The organism is Pseudooceanicola sediminis, assembly GCF_003575965.1.
Lineage (GTDB): Bacteria > Pseudomonadota > Alphaproteobacteria > Rhodobacterales > Rhodobacteraceae > Pseudooceanicola > Pseudooceanicola sediminis.
The window spans coordinates 97,185-118,410 of sequence record NZ_QWJJ01000014.1 but is presented as its reverse complement, the minus strand read 5'-3'; the positions used below and the strand labels follow the sequence as shown (position 1 = coordinate 118,410).

Genomic DNA, 21,226 nt, shown 5'->3' with positions numbered 1-21,226 from the left:
CGCGCCCCTTGCCGCCCCTCTTCCGCTCCACTACCCTCCGCAAGACAAGCATCGGTGTTTCATGAAAATCGGCATCCTCCAGACCGGCCATGCGCCAGACGACCTGCGCGCCACGATCGGTGACTATCCGAAACTGTTTGCCCAGCTTCTGGACGGGCATGGTTTCACCTTCGAAACCTACGCGGTGGTCGACGGGATCTTTCCCGACGGGCCGCTGGCCTGTGACGGCTGGCTGATCACCGGCTCGCGCCATGGCGCCTATGAGGACCACGACTGGATCCCCCCGCTCGAGGATCTGATCCGTGCCATCCGCGACACCGGGCGCCCGATGGTCGGGGTCTGTTTCGGGCACCAGATCATTGCAAAGGCGCTCGGCGGGAAAGTCGAAAAGTTTTCCGGTGGCTGGTCCGTCGGGTCGACCCGCTATAGTGGAGAGTTGGGCGAAGCCACGCTGAATGCCTGGCATCAGGATCAGGTGACACAGGTGCCGCAGGGCGCGCGCGTCGTTGCCTCGTCTCCGTTCTGCGAAAACGCGGCGTTGCTGTACGGCGACCAGATCTACACCGTACAGGCGCATCCCGAATTCACCGCTCCGGTCGTCGCCTCTCTGCTCGCGACCCGCGCGCCCGGCGTCGTGCCGCCCGATCTGATCGAGGCCGCTACCCGCGCCGTCGACACCCCTACAACGGCTCAGGCCGAGGCCGATCGCATGGCCGCCCTATTCAAAGGTACAGCAAAATGACTGACGACTGGACCACACAAATCCCGCAAAGCGCCCAGGAATACCTGGAGAACCGCCGCCTGGACGAGGTCGAGTGCATTATCTCGGACCTGCCCGGCATCGCGCGTGGCAAGGCCGTGCCGGCCACCAAGTTCACCCGGCAGAAATACTTTCATCTGCCCAACTCTATCTTCTTCCAGACGATCACCGGCGACTGGTCCGATGCCGCGGGGGCCGAAGGCTTCACCGAACCGGACATGATCCTCAAGCCTGATTACTCTACCGCGACGGCCGCCCCCTGGACCGGCGACTGGACCCTGCAGATCATTCACGACGCCTATGATCGCAAGGACCGCCCGATCCCCTTCAGCCCACGCAACGTCCTGAAACGGGTCTGCGACCTCTACGCCGCCCAAGGCTGGAAGCCCGTGGTTGCCCCCGAAATGGAATTCTACCTCGTCGCGCGCAACATCGACCCGGCCAAGCCGATCGAGCCGATGATGGGCCGCTCGGGTCGCCCCGCCGCCGCCCGACAGGCCTATTCCATGACGGCGGTCGACGAATTCGGCCCCGTCATCGACGACATCTACGACTTTGCCGAGGCCCAGGGGTTCGAGATCGACGGCATCACCCAGGAAGGCGGCGCCGGCCAGCTGGAAATCAACCTGCGCCACGGCAACCCGGTGAAACTCGCGGACGAGGTTTTCTATTTCAAGCGACTGATCCGCGAAGCTGCGCTGCGCCACGATTGCTTTGCCACCTTCATGGCGAAACCCATCGCGGGCGAACCCGGCTCGGCCATGCACATCCACCACTCGGTGATGGACATCGAAACCGGCAAGAACATCTTTACCGGCCCCGCAGGCGGCGAAACGGATGCGTTCTACACCTTCATCGGTGGCTTGCAGAAACATCTGCCCGAGGCGATCCCCCTGCTAGCACCCTACGTCAATTCCTACCGCCGCTACGTCAAGGATCACGCAGCACCGATCAACCTGGAATGGGGGCGTGACAACCGCACAACCGGCATCCGCGTCCCGATTTCCGCACCGGAGGCCCGGCGCGTCGAAAACCGCGTCGCCGGGATGGATTGCAACCCCTACCTCGGCATCGCCGCCTCGCTCGCCGCGGGTTATCTTGGTCTGATGAACGAGGAGCGGGCCGAGAAACAATTTCGCGGCGATGCCTACGAGGGAGAGGGAGACTTCCCCCGCACACTTGGCGAAGCCCTCGACGTGATGGATGGTGCCACAGCCCTGGGCGAGGTGCTGGGACCCGAATTCCTGCGCGTCTACTCGATCGTGAAGCGCACGGAGTACGAAGAATTCCTCAACGTGATTTCACCGTGGGAGCGCGAGCACCTGCTGCTGAATGCCTGAGCCACGCCAGATTTGAGCGGCCGCGGGATGGCCCATTTGCCATCCTGCGCGCACCGCCCTCAGAATTCCGTCACCGATACTTTTGCCGAAGTCGCCGCCCGTGAAGGCGGCCAGCAACCGGAGGCCGACAATGAAACTCCTTTATGCCAACGATGCCACAGGTGCCTACCCACCCAGCTGGTACGCGGCAACGGCGACGCTGCTGCCCCCCTTTCCACCGCTCGAAGGCGATGCGCGCGCGGATGTCGCAATCGTCGGCGGGGGGTATACCGGCCTCTCCGCCGCGCTCCATGCCGCCCAGGCCGGGCTTTCGGTTATTCTTCTCGAAGCACAGCGCGTCGGTTTCGGGGCCTCGGGTCGCAACGGGGGCCAGCTTGGATCGGGGCAACGTCCATATCAGGACGACCTCGAAAAATGGCTCGGCGCGGAGGATGCGGGCACGCTCTGGCAGCTGGGCGAAGATGCGAAGAACCTCGTCAAATCCCTGATCCGCGACCATGATATCGATGCGGATCTGAAGCCCGGCGTTGCCTGGGTCGGCTGTTCCGCCGGTGATGCCAAGCACCTGCACGACTACGCCGATCTGTTGCAGGACCGGTATGGCTATACCCAGATGGAACGTCTGGACGCCGCCGCGTCGCATGCACTTTGCCCGTCACCCGCCTATGCTGGCGGCATCCTTGATCACGGCGCAGCGCATCTGCATCCCCTCAGGTTCGCGCTCGGCCTCGCCCGCGCTGCTACCGCAGCAGGTGTGCGGATCTGCGAGGCATCCGAAGTTCTTTCCCTGGATGAGGGTCAGCCTGCCACGTTGCACACTGCCCAGGGCAGGGTAGTGGCGGATCATGTCATCCTTGCCGGGAACGGCTACATGACGCGGCTGCACAGGGAACCCTCGCGCCGGGTCATGCCGATCAACAATTTCATTGCGGTCACCGAGCCTCTTGGCGACGACGTCGACCGGGTGCTGACACGCGACGTTGCAGTTGCGGACAGCAAGTTCGTGGTCAACTACTTCCGCCTGACCCCAGACCATCGTCTGCTGTTCGGCGGCGGCGAAAGTTATGGATACCGTTTTCCTGACGATATCGCCGCCAAGGTGCGCGCGCCCATGACGCAGATATTTCCGCACCTCAAGGATGTCGCGATAGACTATGCGTGGGGCGGCACTCTCGGCATCACCATGAAGCGTGCTCCCTTCCTTGCCCGGCTTTCGCCCAATATCCTCACAGCTTCGGGATATTCGGGGCATGGCCTCGGCACGGCGACACATGCCGGGCAATTGATGGCCCTCGCCATCCAAGGTCAGGCCGCGGGTTTCGACACCATGTCGAAAATGCCAGCACCGCCCTTTCCAGGGGGCCCGGCCATGCGTTCACCGCTGCTGGTTCTCGCGATGACATGGTTTGCCATCCGCGACCGCCTCGGCCTCTGACCTCGCACACGGGATCGGGTCTATCCCGCCCGAACAGCACAAAATCGGTGACAAGCGGCGCGCAGCCTTTCCGCGCCGTTACACAGATTTCATTTTGCATCCCGGCGGGTTTCGTTTAACTTTCCCGAATACCACCTTCAGGAAAGCCGAACATAATGTCCCTGCCGCCGAACGTCTATGACGCCGAACCGATCCCAGAAGCCGCCCGCGCCGAGATCGAGCGGCTGCTGACCTCCGGCGACCTGTTTCGTTACACGGCTCCTGAAAACGCGCCCGTTACCCTGCTGGAAACCGAATTCGCCGAGATGATGGGCAGCCGTTTCGCGCTGGCTGTTTCCTCCTGCTCCGCTGCACTTTTCCTGTCGCTCAAGGCACTGAACCTGCCGCGCGGCGCGCGCGTGATGATCCCCGGCTTTACCTTTGCGGCAGTTCCTTCCGCGATCGTACATGCCGATTGCATTCCAGTGCTCTGCGAAGTCGGCGATAATTACCGGATCGATATCGATGATTTCACGATGCGCCTCGACGATGTTCAGGCGGTCATAATCTCTCATATGCGCGGCCATACCTCTGACATGGACGCAATCATGGCGCTTTGTGACGCGCGCGACATTCCGGTCATCGAAGACGCCGCACATTCCCTCGGCACCACCTGGGCAGGCCGGAATATCGGCACGATCGGGCGGATCGGCTGTTTCTCGTTTCAAAGCTACAAGATGATCAATTCCGGCGAAGGCGGGATCATGGTCACTGACGACGCCGACCTGGTGGCCCGCGCAATCATCATGTCGGGCGCCTATGAACACATGTGGAAAAAGCACCAGGCCCGCCGAGGCGAAAACTCTGACGAACTTGTGACGGCCCTGCAGCGCTGGCAGAACCAATTGCCACTCTACAATCTGCGCCTGTCGAACATGTCTGCCACCATTGCACGCGCCCAGCTGCCCGAGGTCGCCCGCCGCATCAGCGATGGCCGTCGCAACCACGACCACACGGCTGCGTGCATCTCGCAAAGTCCCTGGATCGACGTTCCCGCGAAACTTGCGCCCGAGGAACGCGCGCCTGACAGCCTGCAATTCAACCTGATCGGTATGAGCGACGAGGAAACCCTCGCCTTTCAGGCCGCCGCAGCCAGCTATGGGATCAAGGTTCAGGTCTTTGGCATGTCGACCGACAATGCTCGTGCCTTCTGGAACTGGCAATTCATCGAAAACCTGCCGGAGCTGCCGAAGACGCGTGCGATGTTGATGCGCGCCTGCGACTGCCGGTTGCCTGCCCGCCTGACACTTGCTGACTGCGACAGCATCGCAGCCGCCCTTGTCTCGGCGGCGGCAGACGTGATGCGACCGGCGGAAATCGCGTACGGGACCTGATCTCCACCTCGCGCGGGCAGAGCTTGCTGTCGAAGGGCAGCAAATGCCTCTGACGTGAGCGTATCAAGCAAGATGACGGCCAGCCAAAGGTCTGTCATCTTGCAGAACGCGATTGGCGACAGACAGCAGGCAGGAGACGGAGCGCCTTATTCCCCGGAGATCCCGGCAAACGGATCTTCGGGATACCGGACACTTTCGAGGTACAACCCGTGCGGCGGACTGACCGGTCCGCACGCCGCCCGATCCCGCGCCTCCAGTGCCCTCGAGACGTCCTCGGGGTCCCATGCCCCGACGCCGACCTTTTCAAGCGTGCCGACAATCGATCGAACCTGGTTGTGCAGAAAGCTGCGGGCGCGCACATAAAGGCGCATCTCCGGTCCGGACGCGCCGTCGAACTCCTCGATCCGAATTTCATCCAGCGTTTTACATGGGCTTTTCGCCTGGCATATCGTGCTGCGAAACGTCGTGAAATCGTGGTGCCCAATCAGTCGGGCCGCCCCGGCACGCATCCGTTCGATATCCAATGGCCTTTTGACCTGCCAAACCAACCCGGCCTCATGCGTCACCGGGGGGCGGCGCATGACGATGCGAAACATGTAATGACGCTCCTGCGCTGAAAAGCGCGCGTGCCAGTCCGGTGCGACCGGGGCGACATCGACCAGCGCAATCGGATGTGGCTTGAGGTGAAAGTTGACGGCCTCTTGCAGACGGAAGGGCGTCCATTCGCGCGTCGTGTCGCAATGAGCCACCTGACCAAGGGCATGCACTCCGGCGTCCGTTCGCCCCGCCGCCGCGATCTGGTGCTCGCCTGCCTCCAACCGGTCCAGAGCGGTCTCGATTGCCCTCTGGACTGAGGGCAACTCGGCCTGCTTCTGCCAACCGGCGAAGGGCGCTCCGTTATATTCGATTTTCAAGGCGTATCTGGGCATGTCCGGCAAATACTTAATCCGCGCGACACGGGCAATGCCTTCCTGCACAGCCACGCAACCTTGGAAACCGCGCGCACCCCGTCTATCTATGTAAAAACCCAACAGACTGGCAGGGCAACACGTTTGGCATTTGGCATTACCTCGCTGACCGATGGCATAACACGACAGATTGAAACTGTTGGTGACACGTTATCCGAGACGTTCTTTGAACCGGTCATTCGCCTGGGCGTGACGGGTATGGCACGTGCCGGCAAGACCGTGTTCATTACCTCTCTTGTCGCCAACCTGTTGAACCGTTCAAGAATGCCGCAGTTGCTGGCAGAGGCTGACAACCGCATCCTTGCCGCCTACCTGCAACCCCAACCTGACGACACCCTGCCCCGTTTCGACTATGAGGCTCACCTCGCCGCGCTGACCGGTCCTGCGCCACACTGGCCGGAAAGCACGCGCACCATTTCCGAATTGCGCCTGTCATTTCGCGTGCGTCCTGCGGGTCTGATCGCCGGTCTGTCCGGGCCGCGCACCGTGCACCTGGACATCATCGACTATCCCGGCGAATGGCTGCTGGATCTGCCCCTGATGGACAAGACCTACGCTGAGTGGTCCCGCGAAGTTCTGGCGCGCATGGACGCGCGCTCCTACGGCTCCGACTTTCTCGATGCTGCGCGGGCTGCTGCCGCCACCGGGACCTGGCAGGAACCAGACGCCCAGGCGCTTGCCCGCAGCTATACGGCCTACTTGCGTCAGGCGCGGCTTGAAGGCATGTCCGATGTGACCCCGGGTCGGTTCCTGCTGCCCGGTGAAATGGAGGGCTCGCCCGTGCTGACCTTCGCACCGCTGCCGCCACAGGACAGCGCGCCGCGCAAAAGCCTGTGGCGAGAGATGGAGCGTCGGTACGAGGCCTATAAATTCCGCGTCGTGAAGCCGTTCTTTCAGCAACACTTTGCGCGGATCGACCGTCAGGTCGTCCTGGTCGATGCGCTTTCGGCAATTCATGCGGGACCCGCAGCCGTCGATGACCTCAACAGGGGGCTGGAGGGGATCCTGTCGGCCTTCCGCCCCGGCCGCAACGCCTGGGCGTCACGTCTGCTGCTGGGTAAACGCGTTGAAAAGATCCTGTTCGCGGCCACCAAGGCAGATCATCTGCATCACACTCAGCACGCGCGCCTGACCGCAATCATGGAAGCCCTGGTCAGCAATGCGATCTCACGTGCCGATTTTGCCGGTGCCAGAACGCAGGCCATGTCCATCGCGTCGCTACGCGCCACAGTCGAGGAGACAATCCGGCATGAAGGTGCCGCCCTGCAGGCGGTTCGTGGCCGTCTGCTGGACACCGGGAAGCAGGCTGCCATGTATCCCGGCGCCTTGCCGGAGGATCCCAGCCGCATAACGCGCGGACATTTGTCCGGCGATCAGTGGCTGGACGAGGATTATTCCATCATGTCCTTTGCACCTGCCGATATATCGTTGAAGCCCGGCGAAGGGCCGCCACACATTCGCCTGGACCGTGCCGCCCAATTCCTGATCGGGGACAGGTTGTGATCGCGCGCGCGTTGCGTCCCTTCGCCGCTGCCACGGATCGTACCCGGCGCGACGTCGTGCCACGGCCCGCGCGCCTATACAATGTGCCCGCGCTTGCCCGCATCCTGTGGAGCTTTACCCGTGACACCGATTGGATGCCGCAGGTCCGCCATCGGGGGATGGATGTGCTTTTGCTGGTCCGGCTGGTACTGCGCGGCTCCGTCCGCCTGATCTGCGACGACGATGGCCCTTGCGCCTTTATCGCGCGCGAAGGCGATCTGATCCATGCTCTCTATGTCCATGCACGCGCGCGCCGCCGTGGACATGGCCGCGCCCTGTTGTCAGAGGCAAAGGCGACCCGCACGCTGCTCGCGCTCTGGACACCAGTAGAGAGCAACACGGCGCGACGTTTTTACGCCGCCGAAGGGTTTTCAACGGCCGCCTATGGCGATGGCAGCGGCAATGACGAAGCCTTGCCCGAAGTTTTGATGATCTGGCAGAAACCTCAGGTTCACAGGCAGGATACGGCATGAGCGATACCCCTTCGAAACAGACGGAACCACGCGCACGCGGACCCGTTTTGATCGAATATGGCAACGAGGACACCATTCCGGGTCCCGATGCGGCCCCGCCAGTGCCCGAGCACGAGCCAGGGTATGGGACACGCGGGAACGCAATGCGCTCGGCCGCCGTCCTGGCGAGCCGCAAGCCCTCGCGTCTGGCCCGATGGTTCTGGTCCCTGCTTGCTGCGCTGATCGGTGTTGTCATCTCCACCGCCGCCTGGAATTTCGTCATCGGCCTTGTCACCAGCACGCCCTGGCTCGGCTATGGTGTCGCCGCCCTCATCGCGGCATTCCTGCTCGTCGCGCTCGCTATCGTGGTAAAGGAACTGTCTGCCTTCGCGCGACTGGCGCGCATGGATCATCTGCATGTCCGCGCGACCGAAGCTGCGGCACTCGACGATCTTTCGAAGGCACGCGATTTTTCCAAGAGCCTTTCAGCGCTCTATGCCACGCGACCCGAGTTGAAGTGGCATGTCGAGCGTCTTTCGGAGCGGCGGGACGAACAATTCGATGCCACCGCGCTGCTGGCCCTGACGGAAACGGAGCTTCTTGCCCCTCTCGACCTTGCCGCGCGCCGCGAAGTCGAGGCGGCTGCCCGCCAGGTTGCCACTGTCACCGCGCTCGTGCCCCTGGCGTTTGCCGACGTCATTACCGCGCTCAGTTCTAATGTGCGCATGATCCGCCGCATTGCCGAAGTATATGGCGGGCGATCCGGGACGCTGGGCAGCTGGCGTCTGTTGCGGGCCGTGATGTCCCACCTCGTCGCGACGGGTGCTGTGGCCATGGGCGATGACATGCTGCATTCGGTCCTTGGGGGTAACCTGCTGGCACGCCTGTCGCGGCGGTTCGGCGAAGGCGTGGTCAACGGCGCCCTGACAGCCCGCGTCGGTGTCGCCGCCATGGAGGTTTGCCGTCCAATGCCGTTCTCACCGGGTCGACGCCCCCGTGTGACCTCGATCATCCAAACGGCCCTGACGGGCTTGTTTGCCAAGGCCGAGGAGACGGCCCCTTAACAAACGGACCAATGCGCCTTTCCAACGACGGTTGCGCCCGGGGTTTCGGTCGGGTCGGGCATCACCGTTCACCTGCTGCGCCATACCAGCATCAGCCTGGAAATCCGCGGGGTCCTTCGCAAGACAGCCGGCGATCGAGATGTCCAATCTCGGGCAACTCTCCTGCCAAAGCGCCGCCTTGACCACAACGGGCGTGGCCCGTCACCTTGCGAAATCCGCAGAACGAGGTGCTGCGGCGTGCATTCAAATGGCCAACGCAACAGTTACCCTCGCCGCGCCATGCACTTGGCGCGGCGGCCATTGGACCGAGGTTAAACGTCCCCCGCACCATCAATGGTTAACTGGAAGAGATGCGTCCGCGGCGTACGAAGGCCCCACTTGTTCGCGGCAGCGCGGCGCGAACCATGTCCCTCTTCTCAGCACAGCCGACTTGCGAAGTTCGCTTCCCTCGCGCATCCCTCTGCTGGGCGACCAGCCGGCCGCATCGATTATGGATGATGCCCCGCAGCACCGCCCTGACGCATTTGCCCACACATACATGCCAATTTGACCGACTGAACCGAATGCCCTCTCAGGGGTTTAACGTGCAGCTGAACATGCACCACTAGCCTTGGCATGGACACGACAGATCAGCCGCGCCTGCACAGTCCTCCGCAACCTGACACAGACTAGGAAGAAGAATGCAAAAGACATCAAGCTGCCTCGTCACCAAGCTGCAGCATTACGTCCCCCTCAGCGAAACCGACCGCGCCTTGTTGCGAGAGATCGAGAAGTCCGAGCGGAATTACCAGGCTGGGCAGGAAATCTATCAAGGCGGCGATACCAACAAGGAGCTGTTTGTCGTCAAGCGCGGCTGGCTTATCAGCTATGCCGACATGCCGGACGGCAGACGACAGATCGTGAAAATTCATCATCCCGGCGACATTGTCGGCTTTACCGATATCGCACTGAAGGATGTTTCAACCTCGTTGTGTGCCGTCGAAAATGTGGTCCTTTGCCCGTTCGCCAAGCAGGCGATGGACGAGGTCTTTCGTACGTCTCCGCGTCTGACTGCACTTCTGATGTCCCTCGCCCTGCGCGATCAGGTCGTTTTGATCGACCTGCTGCGTGCCATGGGCCGGATGAGCGCGCTCGAACGCATCGGCTACATGTTGCTGGATCTGATCGCGCGGCTGCGGATTACCAGCTCCGAGCTGACAGACAGATTCCGCCTGCCGCTGAACCAGACCCAGATTGCCCAATACCTCGGCCTGACGAATGTCTATATCAGCAAGACATTTTCGCGGATGGAGGTTGAAGGCTACATTCGCCGTGACGGTCTCCACATACAAATCCTTCGCGAAGACCGCCTTCGCGAGATGACTGACTTTCATAATCGGTACGACGACATCGATATTTCCTGGCTGCCGAGCGACGGCACGCAGGCGTGATACCGCGCATCGGTACCCAAATCATCATCCGCCTAAATCCAGTTTAAAGCGCGACCGTCCCCGACGGCATACCCTCTCAGCGACGAGCGTTCTGTTTCCCGCGACCATTGGTATGGCGCGGGAGACTGCACGCGTCGTCTGTTGCCTGAGGCGTGTGCCTGCCTCCTTTTCAAGAGTGATGCTGAGGTATTGCAGCGATAACAACACCTAAGGGGGTGGAGGATGTTCGTTGGCCTTGCCAGCTTTTCGGTGTTCATCTCGAACGCGGCGCTACTGATCACTTCACTTGTGTTCGCATTGCAAGTTGTCCTGATCGCGCTGCGTCTCGCTGGCGAAATCTGCAAGCCCGACCGCAGTGGTCGCACCCTGCCCACCTGGCAATCAGGTACCCCTGTCTTCTCGATTCACGTCGCGATCCACAGCGAACCGCCCGCCATGGTGTGCCAGACCCTGCGCACGCTCCTGGCGCAGGACTGGGCCGAGGCGGATTATGAGATCATTGTAATAGACAACAACACCGCCGATCCCGCGCTGTGGCAACCCGTGGCAGAGTTCTGTGACGGCCCCCGCAACATCAACTTCATACACCGCATGGGCGTAGGCGGCGCAAAGGCGGGGGCACTGAACATCGCGCTTTCGCTGACCCGTCCCGATGCCACCCATATCGTCACCGTCGATGCCGACTACCGGGTCGCGCCACATTTCCTGAGCGCCGCCGCCCGCGCCTTGGCCGACACAGGTGCAGACTATGTACAGTTTCCACAGGCATATGATCTATCCTCCGAAATCGCGCCTGGCGTCGATGCCGATCTGGAGGAGTATTTCCGCACCGCCGCCCAGCTTGCCGACGGGGCCGAAGCTGTTCTGCTTACCGGCACGCTCTGCGTCATATCGCACCCCGCGCTGCTGGCAATCGGCGGCTGGTCCATGGCCACCACCACCGAGGACGCGGATACTGGCGTCTACCTTTGCCGGGCGGGCTATACGGGGCACTTCATCTCGCAAGTGGTCGGCAAGGGCCTTTTGCCTCTCAGCCTGCGCGGCCTGGAAAAGCAGCGCTATCGCTGGGCCAGCGGCAACCTTCAGACGCTGCTGCATCATACCGCACTTTTTGCCACGCGGCGCTGCGGGCTCAGCCTGCCAAGACGTCTGGCCGTTCTGTCGCAATTGACAGCCTGGCTGAACCTCTCGCTTTTGCCCGCGGTCATACTCATCCTGTGCCTGCTCAGCGGGCTGGGCAGCTTGCCGATTATGTTGCTCAGCGCAGCGACGATATTGCTCAGCCTCTATGACCTCGGTTGGCGGCTGATCTACCGCGGCATCCGCGACGGTTTGTCGACGCGCCATATCGCCAGCGCGCTGGCCAGTCGCCTGGCGCTGACCCCGGTGGCGGCACTGGCCACGCTTGCCACGCTGCTTGGTCGCCGCACGGGCTTTGCCGTCACCGACAAATCACCCCGCACCGCAAGACGCGGCCACGACATCTCGGCGCATCACGTCCTGCCCATGGTTGCCGCACTGCTCGCGCTTCCGACAGCCCTGCATCTCGGGCCGCTGATCGGCGCTGCGACGCTGGCGCTGATACTGCCGCTGCCCGCCGCACTGCTGACCGCCCGCCACCTGCACAGTTACCGCCGCGCGGTCGACTGCGCCCTTCAGAAAGACATGCCATGACACAGCCGGAACTTGCTCCCTGCGTCGACATCATCATCCCCACCTACAACCGGGCGCACATGGTCGTGACAGCCGTGCGTGCGGCGCTGGAACAATCGTGGTGGAATCGCCGCGTAACAGTCATCGACGACGCCAGCAACGACGACACCCGCGCGGCGCTGATGCCGTTCTTTGATCGTGCGGATTTCAATTACATTCGTTTGGCCCGCAACGTTGGCACGGCGCAGGCCAAGAACGCCGGGCTACTGCTGACCGATGGTCCCGCCGTCACCTTTCACGATTCCGACGACATTCCACACCGCGACAAGCTGCTGCACCAAGTTCGCGTACTGACACGCCAGGACATCGGTGCCGATGCCTGCCTGAACTGGCAGCTGATCGGACGGCAGGCCGATACCCGCCTCCAAGTCGGCGTGGCGCTGGTGCATCACGAGCTGATCCTGCCCGATGGTCAGCGCGTGGCGATTCGGCGTGATCTGTCATTGTTGGATGACGTCTTTCCCAACCTGCAAATGGGCGCGCGCGTGCCGGGTGAATGGACCCATATCAATTCTGGCCTGTTCCACACCGATGTGCTGCGCCGTAACGGCGGCTTCGACGACATCATCGAGGAGGATCGCGAACTGCGTAATCGTCTGATGTTGAACGGCGAAATCATGTGGGTCATCCCCGAATTGCTGCTGACGAAGATCGAGACACCCGACAGCCTGACACAGTCCGCCGCGTCGGATTACGACAGCGACCGCCGTCGCGCCGACCGCCAGCGCGTTTGGGCCAAGGTGCGCGGATGGCGCGCAACCGGCACCATTCCCCCAGTGCAGATCGACCTGCCCGGTCTGGCGCTGGCCGAGGTTACGAACCCCGCGCAGCTCGCGCGGCGCGATATTCCCACCACACAGGCAACGCACCAAAGCATCACCCGGCTGCTGGCGGAATTCGCCCAAGGGCCCGCGCTTGTCTCCCCTCCGCTCTCCGCCCCCCAAAAGGCTGCCGTATGCACCTGATGTCCCGCCCGCACCGGTCCCGCCCGCGGATCGCCATCGTCGATCCGTGCTGCGGCGCGCCCTATGATCCACTGTCGCTGACCCGTGGCGGCCTGGGTGGGACCGAGGCGACCGTGCTGCGCGTCTGCGCCACGCTAACCCGCGACTTTGAAGTACGCCATTACCAGGCCACCCGGCGCGAGCCGCTGGCCACCTCAGCAGGGCTGATGCTACCTCTTTCTGCGGGGCCGGCCGGGGCGGACGTGATAATCGTGCTGAACACCTGGAAGGTCGCGGTCAAGCTGCGCAAGCTGCACCCCGAAGCCGCGATCCTGCTGTGGCTGCACATTCGCCCGGGTCGCCACAACCGCAAGATGGGTCCGGCGCTTCATGCCGCCGGGGTCCGTATCATCTGCGTCTCGCGCAGCCACATGGACTGGCTGCGCGCCTTTCTGGGCGACGGCGCCCTGCCCCGTACCGGCTTCATCTACAACCCTATCGCCGACACGCTGGCGCCTGACGCGACCCGACGCGATCCCAACCGCCTGCTGTTTGCCAGTTCTCCGCACAAGGGCCTGGCCGAGGTTTTCGGCCGCTTCGATGCCCTGCGCGCGGTGCTGCCTGACCTCACGCTTGCCGTCGCCGATCCGGGTTACCTGCGCTGGAACACCGGACCCGTGCCCAAAAACGTCCGCTTCCTCGGTACGCTTTCGCACGGCGCGCTGATGCGCCAGATGCGCCGCGCGCTTTGCCTGTTCATGCCCCAGACAAGCTTTGCCGAAACCTTCGGCCTCGTGATGGCCGAGGCCAATGCGGTTGGTACGCCGGTCCTTGCAAGCGCCGCCCTTGGCGCCAACGAAGAGGTGCTGACGCCCGGCCAGTACCTGAGCACCCTTGACACCGCGCACCTTGCCCAAGTCATCCAGCGTTGGCAGACGACACCCCCCGACGTCCAGGCCAACCCGCAGTTCCGCCTGCGCAACGTCGCCGCACAATGGTCGCAACTGCTGCACGAAACCGCCCTTTGCCCTCAGCGCGCGGTGACCGCATGACCTCGCCATTGCGCCCGACCTCTGCCCCCCGTACCGAGCTTGTCGATATCCTCGACACCCTCGCCCTGAACGCCGAGCAAGAGGACGCGGGCACAGCCGCCATCGCCAGATCCGTCGCGCTGCTGCACCGCGCTGGCCTGATGCTTGACGATGGCCTGCGCACGCCGGACGCGACAGCGAACCGATTGATGCGCATCGGCGCCGTCAACCTTTCGCTCGGGCGGCTGTGGGAAGGGCACGTCAACGCGCTGGCCCTGTTGCGTGCCCACGCCAGACCAGCGCAGCAAAACCGCATCGAAAGGCTGATCTTGGCCGGCGGACTGCTGGGCGTCTGGGGCGCCGATGGCCCTGATCCCGTCACCTGGGACAGCGCCCGTGGTTGCCTGACCGGGGCCAAGGTCTTTGCCTCGGGCCTTGGCACCGCTACCCATGCGATCATCACCGTGAACTCCGGCCCCCAGGTGCGCCTGGCCCTGATCGACGCCAGCGATGCCGCGCGTTCCGATGCCAGCGCCTGGCAGATGCCCGGTATGCGCGCCACCACCTCGGGCCGCTTCGACTGCGACGGGCTGACGCTGTCGGCCTTTGATTGGATCGGCGGACCCGGCGACTATCTGCGCGAACCACATTTCGTCGGCGGCGTCTGGCGCATCGCGGCGCTGCAACTGGGCGCGGCGCTCGGGTTGCTCGATACTGCCGCCAAGACCCTGCGCGGACGAGACCGCATGGCCGCCGAGGCGCAGAAGACACGCCTTGCCACCCAGTTGACCCGCGCCCTGGCGGCGGCCACGCTGGTCCGCCACGCCGCGCAATGCGCCGCCAGCGAGGCCGCGCAGGATAGCGTCGCCACCTCCATAGCCACGCGTCTGATGACCGAAGAGCTGGGCCTCGACACCGTCCGCGCGGTCGAACAAAGCCTCGGGCTGGGCCATTTCGGGCCCGGTTCCACCACGCTGCGGATGGCACAGGACCTGTCGGTCTACATGCGCCAGGCGGCGCGCGACGCAATGCTGATGCGGCTGGCCGACCATGCCTTCACGCGCGATGGCGCCCTGTGGGACCTGGTCGGATGAGTGTGCATGACCTTCCTCAGAACCGGCCCCGCGCCACCACCTTGCCCGGCCGCCATGTCAGCGCCGCCACGCTGACCGGCACCCGCCCGACCGTCGTGCTCGCCCCCCACCCGGATGACGAATCCCTTGGCTGCGGCGCTCTGCTGGCCCATGCCTTTGCTGATCGCGGCGCCCACGTCATCTGCGTCAGCGATGGTGCCGCCTCGCACCCGGGCTCCCAGGACTGGCCGCCACAGCGCCTGTCCTGCCTGCGTCGGCAGGAACTGGAACAGGCCATCGTGCACCTCGGCGGCTGGCCGACGGACCTGACCTGGCTCGGCCTGTCCGACAGTCGGCTGTACCTGTCGGACAGGGTCGCCGTCGCGCGCAGCATCGCCGAAATCTGCCGCACCCTCGGCGCGCACCGCCTCTTTGCCCCCGCCGAGGAAGATCACCACGCCGATCACAAGGTCACCGCCGACATCGCCCGCCGCGTGCTGGCGTTCTGCCCCGGTCTGCGGCTTTACAGCTATCCGGTCTGGTCCCGCTGGGACGATCCGAACTTCGCCCGGACCATCGCGCGGCACCGCCCGTTTCTGCTGCGTACTGCCCCCGCGCACGCGCGCAAACGCGCAGCCATCCAAGCCCACGCCAGCCAGCTTGGCCAACGCGTCTTCGACGACCCCGACGGGTTCACCATCGCCCCCGGCTTTGTCGAAAAATTCCTGACCGAGGACGAGATTTTCTGGAGAATCCGAGCATGAGTGTTACCGCCAGCGCCTTACAAGCGATCTATGCCAATGGCGATGACCCGTGGCATTTCGCCACCAGCCCGTACGAGCAGGAAAAGTTCCGCGCCACCCGTGCCGCCCTGTCGCATGACCGCTACGAAGCGGCGCTGGAACTGGGCTGTGGGAATGGCGCTCTGGCCAGGCATCTTGCGCCGCTTTGCAACAGCTACACCGGGCTGGATGCCGTTGAGACCGCACTGCTGGCCGCGCAAAGCGCGCTCCCGCAGGGGCGTTTCATACAAGGGTTTCTGCCTTGCGCCCTGCCCACCACCAGATTCGACCTGATCGTGCTGTCCGAGATCCTGTATTTCCTCGACGCCGACGAAATCACCGACCTTGCGCGCGACATCGAGGGGCGCTGGCCAAGGGCCGAGTTGCTGTGCGTCAGTTACCTCGGCAACACCAGCCATGCGCTCAGCGGCGAGCAGTCGCTGGCCTGTTTTACCGCCGCGATGCCGACCCGCCGCTTTACGCTCCTGCGCCGCACCCAAGGATACCGCATAGACCGAGCCACGGGGGCCGATCATGCCTGACCTCCTCTGCCCCACCGCCATCGTCATCCCGGCGCGAAACGAATCCGCGCGCATCCTGCTCTGCCTTCAGGCCCTGGTTGCGCAATGCGGCACCCGCGCCGCGATCCATGTCGTGGTCAACAACACGGCCGGCGAGAGCGCGGACGACACCGCCGAGCGTGTGCGCGCCTTCGCCGACCAGACCGCCGTGCCGATCCTTGTGCAGACCCTGCGCCTGACACCCTCACAGGGCGTCGGAACGGCCCGGGCCCGCGGTGCCGCCGCCGCCCTGCGCACCCAACCCAGACTGGCCCATATCCTGACCACCGACGCCGACTGCATAGTCGCTCCCGACTGGCTGGAGCGGAGTTTGAGCCATCTGTCAGAAGTCGAAGCCGTTTGTGGCCACGTTACCCCGATGGTCAGTGAAGCCGCGATCTTGGACCGGATGGACGCACAACTTGCCACGATGGAGGGCCGCTATCGCGCGCTGGTGCTGGCCTTCTACGCCGCCCACGCGCCCGAAACCACCAGCCCATCCGATCACCATGGCGAAGCCGCAGGCGCCAGCCTTGCCCTGCGCGCCGCGACCTACCTCTCCGTCGGCGGCTTCCGCGCTCTTGCCACGGGCGAGGACCGCGATCTTGTCCGCCGCCTGAAAACCGCCGGTCATAGCGTGCGTCATGCGGGCGACGTGCGGGTACAGGCGTCATGCCGCCTTGCAGGTCGCGCCAAGGGTGGCATGGCAGCAGCGCTTCGTGATCGCACCTGCGGCAGTGACTACCTGATCGACGATGCCCTGCCGCCGCCGGACTGGCTGGTGAAGCACCGCGCGCAGGGCACACTTGGTGTCTGGCCGCCGCATCTGCCGCCCGACCAGCGGCTCCGCGCGAGCGAGCTCGCGCCCCACATCCGCCGGCTGGAAGGCATTCTGGCAGGTGACACACGGATCTCCCCTTTTGGACTGCCCCAAATCGCTACGCATGACGCATGACTCCCAGACCCAGTCGGTCTCTCTCGACCCGGATCTCGTGGTCCAGATGATCCCGGCACTGCGCGCCTTTGCCCGCTCGCTGACCCGCAACCGCGACGATGCCGACGACCTGGTGCAGGAAACCCTGCTCAAGGCGATCCGCTATCGCAACAAGTTCCACCAAGGTACCAACCTGCGTGCCTGGCTGTTCACCATCATGCGCAACACCTTCTACACCAATATCCGCAAGCGTACGCGCGAACCCACCGGTGTCGAGGATTGCGTCGCCAGCACGGTTATCGTCCAAGCCACGCAGGACTGGACCGTCGCAGGAAACGAACTGATGGCCGCCGTCGACCGTTTGCCAGATCATTTTCGCCAAGCCCTGCTCCTGGTTGTCGCGCTAGGCGAAAGCTACGAAGACGCCGCGCGGATCTGCGGCTGCGCCACCGGTACGATCAAAAGCCGCGTCAGCCGTGCCCGCGCACTAGTCATGGCCGACCTTTCGCCCGAACCACCCGAACCGGAGGCTCCACCGTAACCCGGCGGTTTTCCGCAGTCAGGCTCTGCCCCGAGGAACAATCGGAACAGGGCCTTGTTCTCCCAAATGCACCCCAACATCAAAGGTAGGCCCAGATGACCGATACCCCACGCGATACCGTCTCCTCCGGAGGCGAGACCCACCAATCCGCCGGTGGCGAGCGTCCCCAACTGACCACCCAGCAGGGTGTGCCAGTGGCCGACGACCAGAACTCGCTGCGCCAAGGCAGCCGTGGTCCCACCCTGATGGAAGATTTCCATTTCCGCGAAAAGATCTTCCACTTCGACCATGAACGCATTCCCGAACGGGTCGTTCACGCGCGCGGCTACGCGGCCCATGGCTACTTCGAAACCTACGACTCCCTCTCCGACCTCACCTCAGCCGACATCTTCCAGCGAAAGGGCGAAAAGACGCCGGCCTTCGTGCGCTTTTCCACCGTGGCGGGCAACAAGGGTTCGGGGGACCTGGCCCGCGACGTGCGCGGCTTTGCGGTCAAGCTCTATACCCAAGAGGGCAACTGGGACATCGTCGGCAACAACATCCCCGTCTTTTTCATTCAGGACGCGATCAAGTTCCCCGACCTGATCCACTCGGCCAAGGCGGAACCCGACCGCGATTTCCCGCAGGCGCAGACGGCGCATGACAACTTCTGGGACTTCATTTCGCTGACGCCCGAAGCCGTCAACATGGTCATGTGGACCATGTCCGACCGTGCCATCCCGCGCTCCTTCCGCTTCATGGAAGGGTTCGGCGTGCATACGTTCCGCCTGATCAACGCCAAGGGCAAATCCAGCTTCATCAAGATCCACTGGAAGCCCAAGCAGGGCCTGCAATCCGTCACCTGGCCCGAAGCCGTGGCGATCAACGGTGCCGACCCGGATTTCCACCGCCGCGACCTGTGGAACGCGATCAACTCCGGCGACTTCCCGGAATGGGAAATGGGCCTTCAGGTGTTTGACGAAGATTTCGCCGACAGCTTCGATTTCGACGTGCTCGACCCGACCAAGATCATCCCCGAAGAACTGGTGCCCGTGCAGATCGTCGGCCGCCTCGTGCTCGACCGGATGCCCGACAACTTCTTTGCCGAAACCGAACAGGTCGCCTTCCAGACCGGCAATATCGTGCCCGGCGTCGATTTTTCCAACGACCCGCTGCTTCAGGGGCGCAACTTCTCCTACCTCGACACGCAACTGAAACGCCTTGGCGGGCCGAACTTCAACCACATCCCGATCAATGCGCCGAAATGCCCCTTCCACCACTTCCAGCAGGATGGGCATATGGCGATGCACAACCCCAAGGGGCGCGCCAACTACGAGCCCAACTCCTGGCCCGGTGCCGAAGGCGGCCCGCGCGAAGATCCCGAGACCGGGTTCAAAAGCTATCCGGCCGAGGAAACCGGCCCGAAACAGCGCGTGCGTTCGGAAACCTTCGCCGATCACTATTCCCAGGCCCGCCAGTTCTTCGTCAGCCAGACGAAGGTGGAACAGGACCACATCGTCGACGCACTGGTGTTCGAACTCTCCAAGGTGGAGCGTCCCGACATCCGCACGCGTATGCTGGGCCACCTGATCCACGTCCATGACGACCTTGCCAATGGCGTTGCCGACGGTCTGGGCATGGACCTGCCCGACGCGCCGACACCCGCGCGCGAACCGATCACCGATCTGCCTGCCTCCGATGCGCTCAGCATTCTGAAAAACGGCCCCGACAGCTTCAAGGGCCGCAAGCTGGGCATACTGCTCAGCGACGGCGTCAGCGCCGCCGAGGTCGAGGCGGTCAAGGACGCAGTGACCAAGGCAGGCGGCATCTGCGCCGTCGTCGCGCCCAAGATCGGCGGGGCCAAGGCCGATGACGGCTCGAACATCCCCGCGGACGAAAAGGTCGATGGCGGGCCGTCGGTGTTGTTCGATGCGGTGGCGATCCTGACATCCGATGACGGGGCCAAGATGCTGGCGGGCATGCACCCGGCGAAATCCTGGGTCGCGGATGCCTTCGCGCATTGCAAGTTCATCCTGTTCAACGACGCCTCGCAGCCGCTGTTGAAGGCCGCTGGCCTGCCCGACGATCCCGACGATGGCATGATGAAGATGACGAAGACTGCCCCCGGCAAGTTCGTAAAGGCCTGCGGCGCGCTGCGCTACTGGGACCGCGTCGCCTGATGCGAAACGGGTCCGCGCGCGTTCTACACGGTGCGCGCGGACCTCTCTCCCTTGGGATCCGCGAACAGTGGTCGATATTGCCCCGCTCGCGCCCCTGACCTTCGGCATGCCAACGCCATTGGCTCTGCTTCCTGTCATGACGTCTCCGCGCCCATCGACCAGTGCGAAGCCCGGCAGAGTGATGATCCAGATCGCCCAGCGGATCGACGCTACCTGACGGCACCATCTCGACGCGAGCGCCAATGCCACGGGCTGCAAAAACACCAAGCAGGGAGTGACCCTTGAGCAGACCTCTCCGGAATTTCGAAGGTTGGCTGACAACAGAAAGAACCTCACCCCCCGTCCGGTCAGGCTTTGTTCAAAGGCCGCGCATATGGAAACAGCTGCTTTCGTACCGGTCACTTCGGGTGCGCCGAGATTTTCAGATTGCCCCCCGAGGGAACAGACCGGGCTCGCCTTCAGGCAGCCCAGATCGCCTGCGGGTCGTCGCCGAAGTGCGCCACCCCCAGTACCTGCCCGCGCGCCGGGCCCATTATCCGCTCGAGCGCCTCGGCCATGGCTTCGGTGCAGCTGCGCCGCGCGGTCCAGCTCAGCGCCCAGTTCGCCCGTTCCAGGATCTCCGACGCCATCCTTTCTCTCAGGCAGACCTGGTTGAACAATTTTCGGTCCTGCAGGTCGAGCCGCTCGCCGCACACAGAAGGAAGCACCCGGGGCACCGTCAGGCTGAGGCCGCTGCCGATCCGCACGTGCCTGCGCCTCATGGGCCGATAGTCCGCCGAAAAGGCGGTTTCCCTCGGAGCCGTCCGCGTTGGCCTCGACGAAAGCTTCTCTGTCGAAGCAAAAGAGCGGGTAAGCGCATCACATCCAATATCCAAAATGCCTAACGGAAGTTGGACAGGCACCAGGCTCTATGTAGGAGAAAGACTCCCGTTACCTGCCCCAGCGGAAGACGTAAGGGCCGATACGCCGCCATGTTCGCGTCGAGGGAAGGACGTCGCGGCGCATCCAGGTTCCTATCGGCCCGGTATAGCAATATTCACCGAGCATAATTGCGCTGTGCGTCATGGTCACTCGCCGGAAGAGCCGGTCATCCACTACACATCTCGGCATTACTGCACAAAAGGC

19 protein-coding genes are annotated in these 21,226 nt (G+C 63.6%); 17 read left to right on the top strand and 2 right to left on the bottom strand.

The genetic code is table 11. The annotated features are described in order from the left end of the window. Nucleotides 1-61 precede the first annotated feature (61 nt). From DL237_RS15630 to DL237_RS15615, 4 genes are all read left to right on the top strand, one after another. The gene (locus DL237_RS15630) at nt 62-742 is read left to right on the top strand and encodes a type 1 glutamine amidotransferase (RefSeq protein WP_119400017.1); all 681 of its coding nucleotides are present in this window, start codon (nt 62-64) and stop codon (nt 740-742) included. Continuing rightward, complete coding sequence (locus tag DL237_RS15625) at nt 739-2,100, top strand: glutamine synthetase family protein (RefSeq protein ID WP_119400016.1); 1,362 nt, start codon at nt 739-741, stop codon at nt 2,098-2,100. The genes DL237_RS15630 and DL237_RS15625 overlap by 4 nt, the downstream gene beginning before the upstream one ends. Nucleotides 2,101-2,230: 130 nt before the next feature. Continuing rightward, nucleotides 2,231-3,535 (top strand): NAD(P)/FAD-dependent oxidoreductase, encoded by a 1,305-nt coding sequence (locus DL237_RS15620; RefSeq protein ID WP_119400015.1) that lies wholly within the window; start codon nt 2,231-2,233, stop codon nt 3,533-3,535. A gap of 155 nt (nt 3,536-3,690) precedes the next feature. After that, nucleotides 3,691-4,908 carry a DegT/DnrJ/EryC1/StrS family aminotransferase gene (locus tag DL237_RS15615; protein ID WP_119400014.1) on the top strand — a complete coding sequence of 406 codons (1,218 nt, stop codon included), beginning with the start codon at nt 3,691-3,693 and terminating at the stop codon, nt 4,906-4,908. Nucleotides 4,909-5,054: 146 nt separating this feature from the next. Here the strand turns inward: DL237_RS15615 and truA are convergent, their stop codons facing one another. Then, nucleotides 5,055-5,837, bottom strand: a complete 783-nt coding sequence (gene truA, locus DL237_RS15610; protein WP_119400057.1) for a tRNA pseudouridine(38-40) synthase TruA — start codon at nt 5,835-5,837, stop codon at nt 5,055-5,057. Nucleotides 5,838-5,960: 123 nt separating this feature from the next. Between truA and DL237_RS15605 the strand changes: the two genes are divergently transcribed. The 13 genes from DL237_RS15605 (at nt 5,961) to DL237_RS15545 (ending at nt 20,101) form a co-directional block, all read left to right on the top strand. Then, on the top strand, nt 5,961-7,379 hold the full coding sequence (locus DL237_RS15605) for a YcjX family GTP-binding protein (RefSeq protein ID WP_199672111.1): 1,419 nt from the start codon (nt 5,961-5,963) through the stop codon (nt 7,377-7,379). Further along, entirely contained in the window at nt 7,376-7,891 is a 516-nt protein-coding gene (locus DL237_RS15600) for a GNAT family N-acetyltransferase (RefSeq protein ID WP_119400013.1), read from the top strand. The genes DL237_RS15605 and DL237_RS15600 overlap by 4 nt, the downstream gene beginning before the upstream one ends. Continuing rightward, complete coding sequence (locus tag DL237_RS15595; RefSeq protein ID WP_119400012.1) at nt 7,888-8,934, top strand: YcjF family protein; 1,047 nt, start codon at nt 7,888-7,890, stop codon at nt 8,932-8,934. The genes DL237_RS15600 and DL237_RS15595 overlap by 4 nt, the downstream gene beginning before the upstream one ends. 680 nt (nt 8,935-9,614) lie before the next feature. After that, nucleotides 9,615-10,364: a Crp/Fnr family transcriptional regulator gene (locus tag DL237_RS15590; protein WP_119400011.1), complete on the top strand. Its 750-nt coding sequence runs from the start codon at nt 9,615-9,617 to the stop codon at nt 10,362-10,364. Nucleotides 10,365-10,586: 222 nt separating this feature from the next. Then, complete coding sequence (locus DL237_RS15585; RefSeq protein WP_119400010.1) at nt 10,587-12,038, top strand: glycosyltransferase family 2 protein; 1,452 nt, start codon at nt 10,587-10,589, stop codon at nt 12,036-12,038. After that, nucleotides 12,035-13,042 (top strand): glycosyltransferase family A protein, encoded by a 1,008-nt coding sequence (locus DL237_RS15580; protein WP_119400009.1) that lies wholly within the window; start codon nt 12,035-12,037, stop codon nt 13,040-13,042. Before DL237_RS15585 ends, DL237_RS15580 begins: the two co-directional genes overlap by 4 nt. Next, nucleotides 13,033-14,073 carry a glycosyltransferase family 4 protein gene (locus DL237_RS15575; RefSeq protein ID WP_158585659.1) on the top strand — a complete coding sequence of 347 codons (1,041 nt, stop codon included), beginning with the start codon at nt 13,033-13,035 and terminating at the stop codon, nt 14,071-14,073. Before DL237_RS15580 ends, DL237_RS15575 begins: the two co-directional genes overlap by 10 nt. Beyond that, nucleotides 14,070-15,146 (top strand): acyl-CoA dehydrogenase, encoded by a 1,077-nt coding sequence (locus DL237_RS15570; RefSeq protein WP_147405363.1) that lies wholly within the window; start codon nt 14,070-14,072, stop codon nt 15,144-15,146. The genes DL237_RS15575 and DL237_RS15570 overlap by 4 nt, the downstream gene beginning before the upstream one ends. Next, complete coding sequence (locus DL237_RS15565) at nt 15,143-15,889, top strand: PIG-L deacetylase family protein (RefSeq protein WP_119400006.1); 747 nt, start codon at nt 15,143-15,145, stop codon at nt 15,887-15,889. The genes DL237_RS15570 and DL237_RS15565 overlap by 4 nt, the downstream gene beginning before the upstream one ends. Continuing rightward, complete coding sequence (locus DL237_RS15560; RefSeq protein ID WP_119400005.1) at nt 15,886-16,449, top strand: SAM-dependent methyltransferase; 564 nt, start codon at nt 15,886-15,888, stop codon at nt 16,447-16,449. The genes DL237_RS15565 and DL237_RS15560 overlap by 4 nt, the downstream gene beginning before the upstream one ends. Next, entirely contained in the window at nt 16,442-17,422 is a 981-nt protein-coding gene (locus DL237_RS15555; protein WP_119400004.1) for a glycosyltransferase, read from the top strand. Before DL237_RS15560 ends, DL237_RS15555 begins: the two co-directional genes overlap by 8 nt. Then, entirely contained in the window at nt 17,412-17,942 is a 531-nt protein-coding gene (locus DL237_RS15550; protein WP_119400003.1) for a sigma-70 family RNA polymerase sigma factor, read from the top strand. The genes DL237_RS15555 and DL237_RS15550 overlap by 11 nt, the downstream gene beginning before the upstream one ends. 95 nt (nt 17,943-18,037) lie before the next feature. After that, complete coding sequence (locus tag DL237_RS15545) at nt 18,038-20,101, top strand: catalase (RefSeq protein WP_119400002.1); 2,064 nt, start codon at nt 18,038-18,040, stop codon at nt 20,099-20,101. Nucleotides 20,102-20,559: 458 nt separating this feature from the next. Here DL237_RS15545 and DL237_RS15540 read toward each other — a convergent pair whose 3' ends face one another. Continuing rightward, complete coding sequence (locus DL237_RS15540) at nt 20,560-20,847, bottom strand: hypothetical protein (protein ID WP_147405362.1); 288 nt, start codon at nt 20,845-20,847, stop codon at nt 20,560-20,562. Between the last annotated feature and the right edge of the window lie 379 nt (nt 20,848-21,226).